The organism is Mesorhizobium sp. M0894, from assembly GCF_040319725.1.
Taxonomy (GTDB): domain Bacteria; phylum Pseudomonadota; class Alphaproteobacteria; order Rhizobiales; family Rhizobiaceae; genus Mesorhizobium.
This window is the reverse complement of sequence record NZ_JAMYOG010000032.1, coordinates 19,819-35,710: the sequence shown is the minus strand read 5'-3', so window position 1 is coordinate 35,710 and position 15,892 is coordinate 19,819. Positions and strand designations below refer to the sequence as shown.

At 60.9% G+C, this 15,892-nt stretch carries 11 protein-coding genes and 1 pseudogene; 7 read left to right on the top strand and 5 right to left on the bottom strand.

Annotated features, from left to right (window positions below; translation table 11 throughout):
* Positions 1-386 precede the first annotated feature (386 nt).
* From NKH91_RS31015 to NKH91_RS30995, 5 genes and pseudogenes are all read right to left on the bottom strand, one after another.
* On the bottom strand, positions 387-1,019 hold the full coding sequence (locus NKH91_RS31015; protein ID WP_352885503.1) for a hypothetical protein: 633 nt from the start codon (positions 1,017-1,019) through the stop codon (positions 387-389).
* Between the two features lie 658 nt (positions 1,020-1,677).
* A pseudogene (locus NKH91_RS31010) lies at positions 1,678-2,292 on the bottom strand (transposase); the annotation flags it as partial.
* On the bottom strand, positions 2,247-2,831 hold the full coding sequence (locus NKH91_RS31005; protein ID WP_352812001.1) for an SEC-C metal-binding domain-containing protein: 585 nt from the start codon (positions 2,829-2,831) through the stop codon (positions 2,247-2,249). The pseudogene NKH91_RS31010 and the gene NKH91_RS31005, both read right to left, overlap by 46 nt.
* Before the next feature lie 292 nt (positions 2,832-3,123).
* Positions 3,124-4,389, bottom strand: coding sequence for an ABC transporter substrate-binding protein (locus NKH91_RS31000; RefSeq protein WP_502896961.1), 1,266 nt, complete (start codon positions 4,387-4,389; stop codon positions 3,124-3,126).
* A gap of 97 nt (positions 4,390-4,486) precedes the next feature.
* A complete protein-coding gene (locus NKH91_RS30995; protein ID WP_352885504.1) occupies positions 4,487-7,906 on the bottom strand; it encodes an AAA family ATPase in 3,420 nt (1,139 codons plus the stop codon).
* A gap of 808 nt (positions 7,907-8,714) precedes the next feature.
* On the opposite strand from NKH91_RS30995, the gene NKH91_RS30990 reads away from it, so the two are divergent.
* The 7 genes from NKH91_RS30990 to NKH91_RS30960 all read left to right on the top strand — a co-directional run bounded on the left by NKH91_RS30990 (position 8,715) and on the right by NKH91_RS30960 (position 15,889).
* Positions 8,715-10,094 (top strand): tetratricopeptide repeat protein, encoded by a 1,380-nt coding sequence (locus tag NKH91_RS30990; RefSeq protein ID WP_352885505.1) that lies wholly within the window; start codon positions 8,715-8,717, stop codon positions 10,092-10,094.
* Positions 10,095-10,459: 365 nt separating this feature from the next.
* Positions 10,460-11,071, top strand: coding sequence for a cupin domain-containing protein (locus NKH91_RS30985; protein ID WP_352483916.1), 612 nt, complete (start codon positions 10,460-10,462; stop codon positions 11,069-11,071).
* 116 nt (positions 11,072-11,187) lie between these two features.
* A complete protein-coding gene (locus NKH91_RS30980; RefSeq protein WP_352483917.1) occupies positions 11,188-12,126 on the top strand; it encodes an ABC transporter substrate-binding protein in 939 nt (312 codons plus the stop codon).
* Between the two features lie 73 nt (positions 12,127-12,199).
* Positions 12,200-12,997, top strand: a complete 798-nt coding sequence (locus NKH91_RS30975; RefSeq protein WP_352885506.1) for an ATP-binding cassette domain-containing protein — start codon at positions 12,200-12,202, stop codon at positions 12,995-12,997.
* The gene (locus NKH91_RS30970; RefSeq protein WP_352483919.1) at positions 12,994-13,998 is read left to right on the top strand and encodes an ABC transporter permease; all 1,005 of its coding nucleotides are present in this window, start codon (positions 12,994-12,996) and stop codon (positions 13,996-13,998) included. The genes NKH91_RS30975 and NKH91_RS30970 overlap by 4 nt, the downstream gene beginning before the upstream one ends.
* A 4-nt stretch (positions 13,999-14,002) precedes the next feature.
* Entirely contained in the window at positions 14,003-15,091 is a 1,089-nt protein-coding gene (locus NKH91_RS30965) for a phosphotriesterase family protein (RefSeq protein WP_352885507.1), read from the top strand.
* A gap of 27 nt (positions 15,092-15,118) precedes the next feature.
* Complete coding sequence (locus tag NKH91_RS30960; RefSeq protein WP_352811991.1) at positions 15,119-15,889, top strand: glutamine amidotransferase; 771 nt, start codon at positions 15,119-15,121, stop codon at positions 15,887-15,889.
* Positions 15,890-15,892 lie beyond the last annotated feature (3 nt).

Here is a 15,892-nt window from a genome sequence, read left to right as displayed (position 1 = left end):
ATTGCCAATGGCTGGCCAAACAGCGATATCGACGCCCTCATGCCATGGAATTACCAGCGCTGAACGGCCTCAGCTGCCCGCTTACACTTTGGGCGCAATCGCAGCGAGATCATCCAGAAGGACTCATCGAACGATAGACGTCACGTGCCCCGTGAAAAGCTGAGGACTTCCGAAATCAAGTTGCACCTGGTCCCTCCGAAGAGGCCTACGATGATCAAGGCTGCCTCGACCCGCCTGGCGCCGGACTGATGCCCGGGTAAATGCGGCTCGATCGCCGCCCACGCCTCATCCGGCAACGAGAAGAGCGCCATGCGCCACTTCCCGAGATTCCCATCATACGTGAATCAGGAAAGCTTTTCCGCCTCAAGTCTCTGATCGGTTTGAGCCTAGTTCAGCATGCAACGTTCCGCTGACCAACCTCTCGCCCGCTGCGCGGCGGTACAGACGCTGCCCCCTGGGAGAAGCTGTTTGTTGTTTTGACGGATGTAATTGTCAGCTTGTTTGTTGTACCGCGGCGCTGGGCGGTACGTTTCGCGAGGCGGCGATGGTACGAAAGCCCCAGCCGCGCCGAGCCCGCCAACGAATGCGTTCAAGAACGCGTCCACGTTGCCTGCCGTTTGTTGCTGCCTTTGTTGCCGTGAATACCTGGCGTCTGCCACCGACAAGTTGCGGATTCGGAGCCCGTTCTCGGTGAGGGAGCCGTTTAGGGCGACTACTTGGCACAGGTCATAACCGGCGCTGTAGCAATCATTCAGCGTGGCGGTAATCATGGAACGGGCGTTCTTCATCGTATATTTGAGGCCTTTGTTGTGCCGCCAGAAACAATATGCCTCGCCGTCGCTATGCCGATAGCCGCCGACGAACACTTTCGGATACCGGATTCTGTCGTACTTGTTGGACATTGGCCCTCTGCAGGTGTCCCATACCACCGCGCCGATCGTCTTGGCTGCGATGGGTGTCGTGGCCGCGAAGGGTCCGATCATTGATGCGAGGATAGTAACTGCTAGTTTGTAGCGCATGGTCTGTTCCTCCTAGGTTTCCCTCCTCCCTCTCTGCTCGCGGAGGAGGTCAGGTGAGTAAGCGATTCAGAGTGCGCGGCTTAAACGCAATTATGTGGCGGAGGGCAGCCGAGTCTGGCGGTGCAGCCTTTGACGACCGGGTGCGCAAACATCCCCATTGCTGTCTTCCTGGCAACCTTCCTCGCCGCATTGGCAAGCGAAGGCGCGAACCCCCGGCCTGTGGAAAAGGCAGGCTGCCGGCTACCGCCAGCAAAGCGAGTGTCGCAACTAAAGAGCTTCGCTACCCCCATCATTTCACGACCTCGATGTTGTGTTTGATAACACAAGGAGGCGTATCACTGATTGATTGGTATCCGCTTGACCCATTTGGGTCAGGCGGCATAGTCGGCAATCGACTGCTGAGGAACTGCTGGTATTGCGCTGCCGAATACCACATCAGCTATAGTCTTCTCGGTTGCCTTGCCGCTGGCCGCGCATTATCCCGGCCTAGCATGCCGAACTTCGTCTAATTTGATCTTCAGGCGTTTCGGGGCACCTCTTAGAGCGACTATCCTCTTCATCGCTACATTGACCGAACGCGGCACAGCTCTCCATCCGATCGATCGCCTTCGGGCGGTTGTGCGTGAAGTTCTGCAAAAAGGGGCGGCCGTGGTGGTGCTCATGCGGCTTGGCGCAGAGCGAGTTTCTTGTGCTCACGCAGGTCGCCCATCTTGATAGCAACATCGCTGCGGCGGCGGATTTCCTCGTTTAAGCCGTTCAAGCATATTGGTGCACTTGAGGTGCTTGTGGTGCTGGCGCGGCAGGCGGAAGAAGGTCAGCGTACGTCGATGGACTCCTCCACCCAAGCCGGCAGTCGGGGATAACGTCCCGACTACTTGGACAACCATGCGACGAAATCAGCCTTGGCCTCGGTGAGATCGCGCGGGTTGTAGGCCAGCACAGTTCCTCCAGGCAATCGTCGCCACGTTTCCTCGTTAGGTGATCGAGCGCGTTTCTGAGGAAGTGCAGGTAGTAGCGCCGCCGTCGTGCTTCCGGGATGACTTCTCCGATCGCCGCAACCAGGCCGGCATGATCGTCGGAGACGACTTCGACGCCCTGAGGCCGCGCCTTCAGCGCGAGAGGAAGTCCTTCCAGGCCGAGCGGCTCTCGCGATTGGCCACTCCACGGCCAAGATCTGGCGCCTGCCATCCCATTCGATGCCGACCGCGATCAGCACTGCCTGGCTCATTACAATGCCGGCTTCGCGCACCTTATCGTAGCGGGCGGCGAGGATACCCCGCGAGCATCCGCAAAGGAGCGGTCAATATCGTCGGTTGAAGAGGTCAGATAAGCCAGGTGCAGCCAGCACGCGATGAAGCCCATCATCTCAATGGTCGTCACCTTCCGGTCGCCGGGCTTGTGGCTGCTGTATGCTTGCGTCTTTTGCAACCACCGGAAGAGCGGGTGCCGGCCCTTGCTGCGTTCGCGCTCGCCCCATTCATGGCCGAGCGTCTTCTTCATGAAGTAGTCGAGGAAGTTGGGGAAGATGACCCAATTCCTCCCCCAGTGGACCGTCGTCTTAGCCGCCACGAACCGGAAGCCGTTCGCCTCATCCACCCACGACACGATGGGGTTGCCGTACCCTTGCTGCTGCTGGCGCACGCTCTCCGCAGCCTGATGCTGGCGCATCATGGCTTGCGCTTGCGCCAAGAAGACGGGGTCGCGTTCAGGCATTAGCCCGCTCCGCACACCCTGTTTGGCGGCATTCAAACAGCATTTCTTGAACTTCTTGCCGCTCCCGCAAGGGCACGGCTCATTCCTTCCAGTCTTCATTTTTGGGATTATCGCAGAGTCGTGCCGCTGGGTCATACCATTGACAGACGGTTGGTGGCTCGCGCCGCCCGTCTAGAGCGGGACGTCTGCAATTCCCCGATCGAGACCTTGGCCGTGCACCAAGCCAAAGTCCGCCCTTGACCCGTAGCCAATAGTTTTCGCGCGTAGGGATGGCAGCATTGCGCGCCAGGAGCGGCCATTGAGGTCACCAAAACAGCGACAAAGCAATGGATCACCGCTCAGTCGCCTCTTAGCCAGCGGCTTGGTCTCCAGCCTTCCAAGGCCAGACGGCCTACTGGCGGCCGTATTTCTTGAACGTCGCGTTCCAGTCGGCTGCCAGCGCGTCAAGCGTTTCCTTGGCCGTGCCGGAATCGCCGGTCACATAAGGATAGACGCGCTGGTTGAATTGTAGCAGTAGTTCGGCATTCTCGGGAACCGCCCAGAAATCCTTCACCTTGAACATGGTCTCGTGGAAGGCCTTGTTGTAGGGCGTGGCGTTCTGGAACTCATCCGACTTCAGTACGGCTGCGCTGCAGGTGTAGCCGCCGAGCGCTGCCCACTTCTTCTGGGTCTCATCCTTGATGAACCATTCCAAGAACTTCAGGGATTCTGCCTGCTTCGAGGAGTAGGAGACGATCGAGATGCCCTGCCCGCCAAGCGCGGCGAACTGGTCGCCGTTCGGCCCTGCCGGGTTGGCGAAGAAGCCGGTGTTCTTGGCGTTGGGATTGCTCGCTTCGTTGATCAGTGATGGGAAGAACGCGAAAAAGTTCATGCTCATCGAGGCCAGGTTTTCGGTGATCGCCTGGTTGTCGTGGATGAAATTGGCGTTGGCCCAGCCCGGAGGCGTGAACTTGTAGAGTTCCTTGTAGGCATCGAGCGCGGCGATCGCCTTGTCGGAGTTGATGATGCCGTCGACCTTGTAGGTCGAATAGTCGCCAAGCTCGCCGCCGTAGGAGAAGAGCAAGCTTTCGAAGCCGCCTGCCAGCCCGTCGTGGACATTGTCGGTGTAGATGGCGACGCCGTATTTCTTCTGATCGGGACGGTAGAAGAACTCGGCGATGTCGCGCAGCGCCCTGAAATCCTTCGGCACGCCGAGGTCGTAGCCGTACTTGGCCTTGAACGCTGCCATTTCCTTCGGGTCTTCGAACCAGTCCTTGCGGTAGGACCAGCCCATGGCGTCGCCTTCGAGCGGGATCGCCCAGTACTTGCCGCTGTTGCCGGGATATTCGGCGTAGACTTTCACCGTCGCGGGGGCCATCAGTTTGGCTACATCGTGCTTCGCGAAGAAGTCGGTGAGGTCGACATAGTGGCCGCCGGTCGAGCCGGCGCCGAGCCACTGCGAGTCGCCGACGACCATGTCATAGGCGTCGCCCTTGGCGTTGAACTCGGCAAAGGCCTTGGTTTCGAATCCCGGCCAGGCCGTCGTTTCAATAGTTACCTTGACGCCGGTTTCCTTCTCATACTCGTTGACGAGTTCCTGAAGGTAATTCGCCGGGTCCCATTCCGCCCAAAAGATAGTGAGCTCTTCTGCCGAAACCGATCCACTCGCAAATGTCATGGCGGCGCCCACCAACAGACCAGCCCACGTTTGCATATCGCTTCTCCTTCCACGGCGACGTCGTCCAACTAGGAATTTGCGTATCGGATGCAATGCTTCACCCGCGTTCCGTCGAATGCGAAAGCATTCGGAGCAGGCCTTTGGCCTCTACGAGATCAGGCGTGTCAAACCCCTCGGTGAAGCTGGCGTGGACTGGCGCAAGAATATGCCGCGCCTTGTCGTTGCGGCCTTGGCCGGTATAGAGGCGGGTGAGCCGAAGCGCGGCCCTCAGTTCAGAGGATTTCGCGCCTTGATCGCGGGCCGCCGTGAGAGATTGCTGGAACCAGCTTTCGGCGGCTTCATCGGTTGGGTCCAGCGCTGAAACCAACTCACCCCTTGTGCGCAATAACTCTGGTAGCTGATACTTCGAGGTCGATTTGCCCAGAGTATCGAAGGCCTGCGCCAGGAGGGCAAGGCCTTCGCTTGCATCGCCGCGCTCGCCGCAGTTACGCGCAAGAATGCAAAGGTAGTAGGCCATGCCCATATCCGCGCCAGTCGCGGCGATACCCGCAATTCCCAGGCGCATTTGGCGAATGCCTTCCTCCAACTGCCCCAGACCGGCGAGCGCCCAGCCGAAATACACACGAGCCTGGCCAAGCAGCAACGGCATGACGAATTCATCACACAGAGTGATAGCTTTCTTCGCCCATTGAAGGCCTTCGGCGGGCTCGCGCCGCATCAGGTGGACCAAGCAGAAACTTAGCTGCGCTTGTGCTGTGCTGACCGGATGCGAGTCTCGCTCGGCTAGCGCTATTGCATCGCGTGAGCGTACGAGCGCCTGGACCGAATGGCCGCGCATGAAGAGCATCTGTGCGGAAAACGCCCTACAGCATACGCCGGGGTCGTGTCCGGCATAGCCCCAAGCAAGGTGACGATGTCGCTCGTAATCATAAGTGGCCAGGCCATGGCTTGCATGACGTTCGCTCGCGTCGTAGTCACCGAGGTAATAGTAGATCCCCCAGAGTTGGTGATGTGCTTCGAGGATGTACCCCGAATCATCGGATGCTTGCGCGAGTTCCAATCCGAGCGATTGGCATTGGTGGCCCAGCATCTTGGCAGCGCGCAGGTTGCCTGAAATGGTCTGGTAGGAGCTCTCGCCGCGCATCGCGGCGAATATTTGCGGCTTGTCGCCTAGCGTATCGGCAAGCCTCCGCGCGCTCGAAAAGGCCTGAAGGACTTCTGGTGCTCCCCAGCCCTTGGCTGCAATCATTGCCGTTCCCGTTGCGCTTTCAAGCGAAAGCTCCAGTCGCAGGCGGTCCTCAGATCCGGGCAATGATCCGACCAGCTCGAGCCCCTTGCGGAGGTGGGAGGCCGCCTCGAGATTGGCAGATCGCTTCAGCGCGAGCTGCCCTGCCTTGAGCCAATAAACGGCAGCCTGATAATTGACGCCGGCGACGGTATAGTGATGCGCAAGCGTTTCAGGTTCTGTCGCGACAACTTCCTGGAATTGCGCCTCTAGCGTCGCGGCGATCTTGGCGTGAATCTGTTGCCGACGGCTTTTCAGCAGGCTCTGATAGGCAGCATCCCGCACCAGCGCATGCTTGAACGTATAGGTCGCCTCTGGAGGAACGCCTCGCCGACAAACGAGCTCGGATTCTTCCAACTGCGGCATGACGTCTTGGAGACGGATTTCGTCGGGGTCCGTCACGGCAGCGAGCAGTCGGTGATGGAAGCCGCGGCCAATACAAGAGCCGATTTGAGCGACCTCCTTGACCGCCCCCAGTCGGTCGAGGCGAGCCATCAAAGAATCCTGGAGCGTCGAAGGAATCGCAAGAGGAGGCAGAGGACCTGAGAGCATGTAATGGTCGCCCGCGTCGACAAGGAGACCGGAGTCGAGCACGGTCTTGGTCAGCTCCTCAACGAACAGCGGAACGCCTTCGGTTTTGGCCAGAATCTGGCTGGCTACCTCCGGCGGCAACGCCTTTCCACCTGCCACGCGATCCATGATCGCTGCTCCTTGATCGGGTCCGAGGCGATCGAGCGACAGGGCGGTTACATGCGAAAATTGATTCCAACCCGACGGAAATTCGGGTCGAAAGGTTACGATCAGGAGCACCCGCATGTCCCGCAAGCGACCAATCAGCATATCCAGCCATTCGCCGGTCGTGGGATCGATCCAGTGCGCATCCTCGACGAGGACGATGATGGGCTCGCGTGCGGCCAGCGCCTCGACTTGTTGGACAAGGGCAGCGAAAGTACGGGCCTTTTGGGCTGACGGCGGCAGCCTGGTGGGCGGGTAGCGGCCAGTCGTGTCGATCGACAGCAGCGTCGCCAATAGAGGCATTGCTTCCGCAACGTCCGGGACGATGCTGCGGAGCAGGGCCTCAAGCTTGTCAAGCTTGACGTCCGTAGTGTCGTCACGATCCAGTCCGGCGGCTCGCTCGACGTGCGTGGTCACGGGATGGAGCGCGCTGTTGATGTGATAGGGCGAGCAAAAATAGCGTAGCCGCGGAGGCGGCTCGGCGCTCAATCGATCAACCATCGCCGCGATCAACCGGGATTTGCCAATGCCCGGCTCTCCAGACAACAGCACCACTCGGCCATCCCCGGCGCAGGCCCGGTGCCACTGGTCAACCAGAAACTCGAGTTCCTGGTCCCGCCCAACAATCGGCGTCACAATGTCCTGCCGCGCCTCGAAACGACTCTCTGCCGCTGTCTCGCCGACAATGCGCCAGGTGCGGACCGGCTTTGCGAAGCCCTTTAGCTCCCCGCGACCGAGATCGACCATATCGAATAGACCGGCCACCAGTCGTTGCGTGCCGTCAGCTACAACAACGCTGCCCGGCTCGGCGAGCGCTTGCAGCCTCGCAGCCAGGTTAGGCGTGTCGCCCACAACGGCCTCCTCCTGTGCCGATCCTTCGCCAACGAGATCGCCGACAACGACCAGTCCCGTCGCGATGCCAATGCGGGCAGCCAGCGGTTCGCCTCCCGGCGCTGTAAGTCGGGCCGTTGCTGCGGCGGCGGCCATGCCCGAGCGAACCGCTCGTTCGGCATCGTCCTCGTGCGCCTGCGGCCAACCGAAATAGGCCAGCACCCCATCGCCCATGAGCTTGGCGACTCGCCCTTCGTAACGGGTGATCTCTTCCGACACTGCGATCTGATAAGCGCGAATAACCTCCCGCATGTCCTCCGGGTCCAGGCGCTGCGACAACTCGGTCGAGCTGACGAGGTCCACGAACATGACTGTTAATTGGCGCCGTTCGGCGTGCGGTGGCCGCGCGTCACCATGCTCGGGCGACCTTGCCGGCGCACTCCCGCGGTCGCGCGAGGATGCTTTGATCAGTAACGGGCCGGATGTGTCTCCGAATGAAGCCACAGCGGCAAGCAGCCGGCGCCGGTGACCGACCGATGTGATCCCGAGTGCTATCAGATCCTCCGCCGTTAGCTGAGGAAGCATCTCGGATTCAATGTCATTGTCGCGGAAGACCAGAGCGTATCGCTCCAGTCCCAGGCTACTCAGCCATGCCGCGATGTCCACGTCCTTCTCCCAACCAAGCACTAAGGGTGCTGTGTGGAACCATATCCCAAATTGGAAGGGGAGTCGTCATACGCTCGGGAACCAGGCGAATGGCAGTTACGGGTCCCCGGACACCATGCCGCCTGAGCTGTCTGTCTGTTTTCGGGAAACGACCCAGGAGGCCTCAATGTCGGATATTAGGCGCAGAGCAGACAGGCGGCTTTCGAACCGGAGCGACAAGAGCAGACCTTTGTTCGGCGCAAATGTCGTCCTGACCTGACCCAACGTGGTCTTTCAGCTGCGAGCGTCGCTGGCTGGAGCTGCGTTACTCGATCGGAGGCCAATGGTATTTTCAATGGAACGCTAATATACATGGAAACCCCAACGAGCAGCGCCTGCCAGATATTTGAGGAATGCCATGCGAAGGCTCATCTTCACGGCAATGTGTATCGTCGCCGCAACAGCAGCTAACGCCCATGATTGGTACGAAGACAAGATTGACCCGCAGACCAAATTCAAATGCTGCGGTGGTTCGGATTGCCGCGCCGTACCTCGGTCTTCGGTGCGGTCCAGGGTAGACGGTGGGTACACTTATTTGCCGCATAATTTCACCATCCCACGGGACCGTGTACAGGAATCCCCGGATGGACAATACCATATCTGCGAGAATAAATATGTTGTAACCAATCAGCTGTATTGGCGTTGCTTCTTCGCACCTCGTGTCGATGTGTCTATACTTCTAAAGCGCTAAGGCAAATACCAAACTCCGCTTCCGCAATTCACCTTCGCAAGGTGCCAGGCCATTAATTCTGTTGGACTTTCTTTAGAATTGTCGAAGCTCAATTTACGTGATTTCGTCCTAGTCCAGGCCCACTTTGGCTGCGCGGTCCCGAGCGCGAGCAAGCCCACAACCTCGCGATCAGCTCAAGTCAATATTTATCAGCCCATCTTCTTAGCGGCGATGCCTTGCGCAGAACCTGAATTTGTTGATCAAATTGGCAGGAGACCAACAACCCGCAATAGTGATCCGAAATCTGCTGACATGATGTTTGACAGGCGGCCAATCGAACGGTCAATTCAAGCGGGACATCGGGTACTGGCCGGTCTCGTTTTGCTGCTTGCGCTCGGCGCTCCGACCTTGGTTGAGGACGGCGACGATTGCGGTGGCGCCGCTGCAGGCTCACAGCGGATCGCGGCCTGCACGCGGATCATCGAGGATAGGACGCGAAGCCCGGGCAGTCGCACCATCGCTTACCGCAACCGGGCTATGGCCTGGATCGACAGCGGTGACAATGACCAGGCCATGGTGGACTACGACAACGCCATCGCTCTCGATCCGAACGACACTGATGCCTACAACGAGCGTGGGCTGCTGTGGTTCGAGAAGGGTAAGAACGACAGCGCCATCCGCGATTTCGACCGGGCGATCGAGCTCGACTCGGGGAAAGCCATGGCCTTTTACAACAGAGGTCTCGGCTGGGCTCACAAGGGCGACGACGCTCACGCAATCGCCGACTACAGCCACGCAATCGAGCTCGATCCGGCATATATGGAGGCCTACAACAACCGCGGCTTCGTCTTCAACAGGATAGGGGAATTCGACCGCGCCATCGCTGATTTCGACGAGGCGATCAGACTCAACCCCCGACACCCGTTCGCCTACAACAACCGGGCCATCTCCTGGGGCGCAAAGGGTGATGCAGAGCGCGCCGTCGCTGACTACAGCCAGGCGATCACGCTCGATCCGACCTATGTCAACCCTTATGGAAGCAGGGGAATTTACTATTTCTACGGCCCGGAACCGGCCAAAGCGCAAGCCGATCTTACAATGGCGGCGACACTTGCACCCGACAATGCCTACTATGCGATCTGGGCGGATCTGGCCGAGCTGCGCGGTGGCGGCGCCAGCCATTTGCGCCGTGTGGCCAGCAAGTTGGACATGACCAGATGGCCGGCGCCGTTGGTTCGCATGTTCCTTGGCGAGCAGTCGCCCGAAGCAGCCTTGGCCGCGGCCGACGATCTCGTCCCGAGCAGGAGGCGCGGAAATCTGTGTGAGGCCAATTTCTACGCGGCGGAATTCCACCAGCTCAAGGGCAATGCCGACAAGGCTTTGCGACATTACCGGCTAGCCGTGCGCCACTGCCCCAGGGATTTTACCGAGTACGTCGCGGCTACCAAGAGCCTGCGCGCCCTGGGCGTAACTCCATAGGGCGCTGCCGCGGGTGACTTCTGGCGGACTCCGCGAATTCGGTGACAGTCCAGATTTTATCGTGTCGGCACGGCCGTGGTTGTGTAGATTGGCTGTGTGGCCGTCTTGCAGGCATTGTTGTTCCAGGTCCACTCGCCACGTGACGCAACGCGGTAGCGGCTGGCGATTTCGGCCACGATGGATAGCCATGCGATAAGGACAACTGAGCGCGGGGTCATCAGCGCGATTCATGCGGGATTAGCATTCGCCAGATGCGGGAGGTCGGCTGCAGTCTCGAATTTGACGCATCAGCACTTGCAATTCGTCGGCCGAGGTCTTTTGCTCGCGCGATAGTTGCCCTTGACCGTTGAATGGTTGGCGAACAGATGAATAAAATCGATCGGCGGCGGCCAGAGTCGGAAACGGACGCCACCGTAAATGCCGCGAGACTTGGAACTCGGCTGCGCCTCGCCCGCCAGACACGCGGCATGACGCTGAAGAGCCTGGCCGCGGCTGCGAATTGCTCGGAAAGCCTGCTGTCCAAGATCGAGAACGGCAAGGCTTCGCCGTCCCTGCCCATGCTTCACCGTCTGGTTGAGGTTCTCGACACCAATATCGGCTGGATGTTCGAGCAGGTCGACGACGACGAGGCGATCGTGTTCCGGGCCGGCGCGCGGCCGTTGATCGCGCTCGACGCGTTACGGCGCGGCGAGGGAATCTCGCTCGAACGCATCATCCCGTATTCGGCCGGCCACCTCTTACAATGCAACATCCATCACATCGAGGCAGACGGCGAGAGCGAAGGTCCAATTCAGCACGCCGGCGAGGAAGTCGGCTACGTGCTCGCCGGCCGGATCGAGTTGATCGTCGACGGCAAGCGACATGCTCTCGCCACCGGCGATGCCTTCGTTTTCAGGTCGGAGCTGCCGCATCATTACCGCAATATCGGCAAGGAACGCGCCAGCATCTTCTGGGTCAACACGCCGGCGACTTTCTGAGCAACGCTCAGCGTTCATTTGGATTGACAAATATTCAAGTCTCTTGAATGCTTGCCTCGTGCCTGTAGCACCAACGGGAACCAGCCGGTCTGGTCCGCAAGCAAGGGGAACCGAAAATGCGTCTGTTCAAACTTCTCGCCGGCTGTGCCGCCGCCATTGCCATGGGCTCGGCAGCCATGGGATCGGCGCTTGCCGATACGTTCGCACTCGTCAACATCAACCAGCAGGCCCTGTTCTTCAACCAGATCAACGAGGGCGCGCAGAAGGCAGCCGACGCCGCCGGCGCCAAGCTGGTCATTTTCAACGCCAACAATGTGCCGAGCGCGCAGAACGACGCGATCGAGAACTACATCACGCAGAAAGTCGACGGCATCATTCTGGTCGCCATCGACGTCAACGGCGTCAAGCCCGCGATTACTGCGGCCAAGGCGGCCGGCATTCCCGTCATCGCCATCGACGCGCAGATCCCCGACGGCGACAACGTTTCGTTCATAGGTGTGGACAACACCAAGGCCGGCGAGGACATCGGCAAATTCTACGCCGACTATGTGAAGACCGAGATGGGCGGCAAGGCCAAGATCGGCATCGTCGGCGCACTCAATTCATTCATCCAGAACCAGCGGCTCGACGGCTTCAAGAAGGCGGTGACCGAAAGCGGCCAGGCCGTCACCTTCCTCGACACGGTCGACGGCCAGAACGTTCAGGAGACGGCGTTGAGCGCTTCGGAAAACCTGATGACCGCCAATCCGGACATGAACTCGCTCTATGCCACCGGAGAGCCGGCCTTGCTCGGCGCCGTTTCGGCCGTGACCAGCCAGGGCCGCACCGGCGACGTCAAGGTGTTCGGCTGGGATCTGACCAAGCAGGCCGTTCAGGGCATCGACGACGGCTGGGTGGTGGCGGTCGTGCAGCAGGATCCGGCCGGCGAAGGCAAGGCTGCGGTCGAAGCGCTGGGCAAGCTCAAGAAGGGCGAGAAAATCGATCCGATCATCAACATCCCGGTGACGATCGTGACCAAGAAGAATGTCGACCAATACCGCGCGATGTTCAAGTAAGCTGCGTCGGCGACCGAGCCGCGGCGCCGTCTGAGGCTGCGCCGCGGATGACTGCAATCGCGTGGAATCCCAGATGAGCAGTGGCCAGACCTATCGGGTGCGGATGAGCGGCATCTCAAAGCGCTACAACGCCATCCAGACGCTCGATGATGTGTCGCTGACGCTGAAGCCGGGCGAGGTGCTGGGGCTGGTCGGCGACAATGGCGCCGGCAAGTCGACATTGAGCAAGGTGCTGTCGGGGGCTGTGGTTCCCGACGCCGGCACCATCGAGATCGACGGCAAGCCGGTGATCTTCGGCTCGCCGGCGGACGCACGTGCGGCGCGCGTCGAGATGGTCTACCAGGACCTGTCGCTCTGCGACACGGTCGATGTCGCCGGCAATCTGTTTCTCGGCCGCGAGCCGCGCCGCCGCATCGCCGGCATTTCCTTTCTCGACAAGAAGCGCATGCACGACGAGACGCGCCAGATGCTCGATCGGCTCGGTATCGTCATTGCCGACACGCGGCTCAAGGCCGAAAACCTCTCCGGCGGGCAGCGCCAGTCGATCGCCATCGGCCGCGCCGCCTCGTTCGAGCCGGCCGTGCTGATCATGGACGAGCCGACGGCAGCGCTTGCGGTGGCCGAGGTCGAGGCGGTGCTCGAACTGATCCGCGCGGTCAGCGCGCGCGGTGTCAGCGTCATTTTGATCACCCACCGGCTGCAGGACCTGTTCCTCGTCTGCGACCGCATCCAGGTCATGTATGAAGGGCGCAATGTCGCCGAGCGGCTGATCGGCGAGACCAATATCGAGGACGTGGTCAATCTGATCGTCGGCCGCAAATTTAGTGCGCGTTCCGCCACCAACGGCTATCGCCGTGGAGCGCCGGCATGAGCGATGCGATCCACGCTGCCCAGCCCTCACGAGTGCGCAAGGGCACCTGGCGCGATGCGCTGCTCGCCAATGGCAGTGTCGTCTCGATCGCGCTGTTCTTTCTGGTCGTCTGCATCATCTTCTCGGTGGCGACCGACGCCTTTCTGACGTCGCCTAATCTGTTGAACATCCTGCGGCAGTCGGCGCCGCTGCTGATCGTCGCCGCGGCAATGACTTTCGTCATCACCACTGGCGGCATCGATCTTTCGGTCGGCTCGGTACTGGCGCTGGTGGCAACGCTGTCGGCGACGCTCTTGCAGTTCGGCCTGCCATGGTCAGTCGTTATCCTCGCCATGTTGGCGCTCGGTGCCCTGCTTGGCGCGGTGCAAGGCTATTTCGTCGCCTATGAGGGCATCCCGTCCTTCATCGTCACGCTTGCCGGGCTTTCGGTGATCCGTGGCGTGGCGCTGCTGATCACCGGCGGCTATTCGATCCCGATCGAGCCCGGAAGCGCTTTCACCGTGCTGGGCCGTGCCTGGTTCCTTGGCGTGCCGGTGCCGGCGCTGATCGCGCTGGCGATCCTGGCCATCGCCTATCTCGCCTTCAACGAGACGCCGTTCGGCCGCTATGTCACCGGCATCGGTGCCAACGCTGAGGCGGTGCGGCGCGCCGGCGTCAACACGCGGCAGACGACGCTCTTCGTCTATGTGATTTCCGCCACCGCGGCAGCCCTTGCCGGGATCATCATTGCTGCCCGGCTTGGATCGGGATCTTCGAATGCCGGACAGGGTTTCGAGCTGGAAGTCATCGCCGCGGTCGTGCTCGGCGGCACCAGCCTGTTCGGCGGCCGCGGAACGATCATTGGCACGGTGCTCGGCGCGCTGACCGTGGCCGTCATCGGCAACGGCCTGATCCTGGCGCATCTGTCGCCTTTCCTGACGCCGATTGTCACCGGAACGATCATCCTGGTCGCCATCTGGCTGAACTTCCGCCTGTTCCGCGGCGCCGTGCGGAGCCGTTGAGCCGATGGGCGGTCTGTTCGATGACGCGGTGCCCGGCCAGCGGCTGGCGATCGGGGTCGAAACCGGCCATGTGATGACCGTGCTCGGCCCGGTTCCGGTAGAGGAGATGGGCATCACGCTGATGCACGAGCACATCTTGCTCGATGGCGCGCGCAGCTGGAAATGCCCCTGCCATCCCGATGACATGGCGGTCGCCGAGCAGCCGGTGAACATCGAGATCATCGGCGAGTTGCGCATGAACCCATACGTCAACCGCGACAACGTTTCGCTCGACGACGCCGACCTGGCGCTGTCAGAGCTGCAGCGCTATCGCGCACTGGGCGGCCACACCGTCGTCGATGCCACCAATATCGGCATCGGCCGCGATCCCGAAAAGCTCGCCCGTATCAGCCGCATGTCCGGCCTGAAGATCGTCATGGGCACCGGCTTCTATCTCGAGCACACCCATCCCGAATGGCTGAAGGCCATGGATGTGGACGCGGTGACCGAATTCATCGTCAACGATGTCGGCGGCGGCGAGACGCAGCCGCCGATCATGGCCGGGCTGATCGGCGAGGTCGGCGTCAGCAAGGATTTCACCGCCGAGGAGCGCAAGTCGCTCAAAGCTTCGGCGCGCGCTTCGCGCATCACCGGCGTGCCGCTGTCGATCCATCTGCCGGGCTGGGAGCGGCTGGCGCACGAGGTGCTCGATATCGTCGAGGCCGAGGGCTCCGATCTCCGCCATACCGTGCTCTGTCACATGAACCCGAGCCACAACGACCCCGACTACCAGACAAGCCTCGCCCGGCGCGGCGCGTTCCTCGAATACGACATGATCGGCATGGACTATTACTATGCCGACCAGGACGCGCAATCGCCCTCCGACGAGGAGAACGCACGCGTCATCGCCGCCCTTGTCGAGGCCGGTTTCGGCGACCGCCTGCTGTTGTCGCAGGATGTCTTCCTCAAGATCATGCTGACGCGCTTCGGCGGCTTCGGCTATGGCTATATCCTGAAGCATTTCATACCGCGCCTGAAACGCCACGGCGTCGAGCAGGCGGCCATCGACCGCATGCTGATCGCCAATCCGAAAAGCGTATTCGCGCGGCTCTAAGCGGCCTGGAATTACACGGGAGTTCAAATGTCCAAGAAGAAGATCCTGCTTGCCGGCGAATCCTGGGTGTCGACCGCGACCCATATCAAGGGTTTCGACCAGTTTCCGACCGTCACCTACCACACCGGCGCCGACGAATTGCTGGGCGCGCTGAAGGCGACCGATTTCGACGTCACCTTCATGCCGGCGCATGAGGCGCAGCGCGGCTTTCCGCAGACGATGGAGGCGCTGTCGGCCTATGACGCGGTCGTGCTATCCGACATCGGCGCCAACACGCTGCTGCTGCATCCCGACACCTGGGTCCACTCGAAGCCGACACCGAACCGCCTGCGCCTGCTGCGCGATTATGTCAGCGGCGGCGGCGGTCTGTTGATGTTCGGCGGCTACTATAGTTTCCAGGGCATCAACGGCGGGGCGCGCTACCGCAAGACGCCGGTCGAGGACGTGCTGCCTGTGAGCTGCCTGGCCTATGACGACCGCGTCGAGGTTCCGGAAGGTTTTGCGCCCGTACCGAAACCAGGGTCGACACATCCCATCCTCAGGGGCCTTGGTTCGGACTGGCCGATCCTGCTCGGCTTCAACGAGGTGAGGCTGAAGGACGGTGCGGAAGTTCTGGCTACCGTGTCGTCGGACTATGGCTCACTGCCGCTGCTCGTCACCGGCCACCATGGCAAGGGCCGCACCGTGGCCTGGACATCCGATGTCGGGCCGCATTGGCTGCCGCCGCAGTTCATCGCCTGGCCAGGCTACAAGACCCTGTTCGAACAGATGCTGGGCTGGGCGACCGGTGAGAGCTGAGCC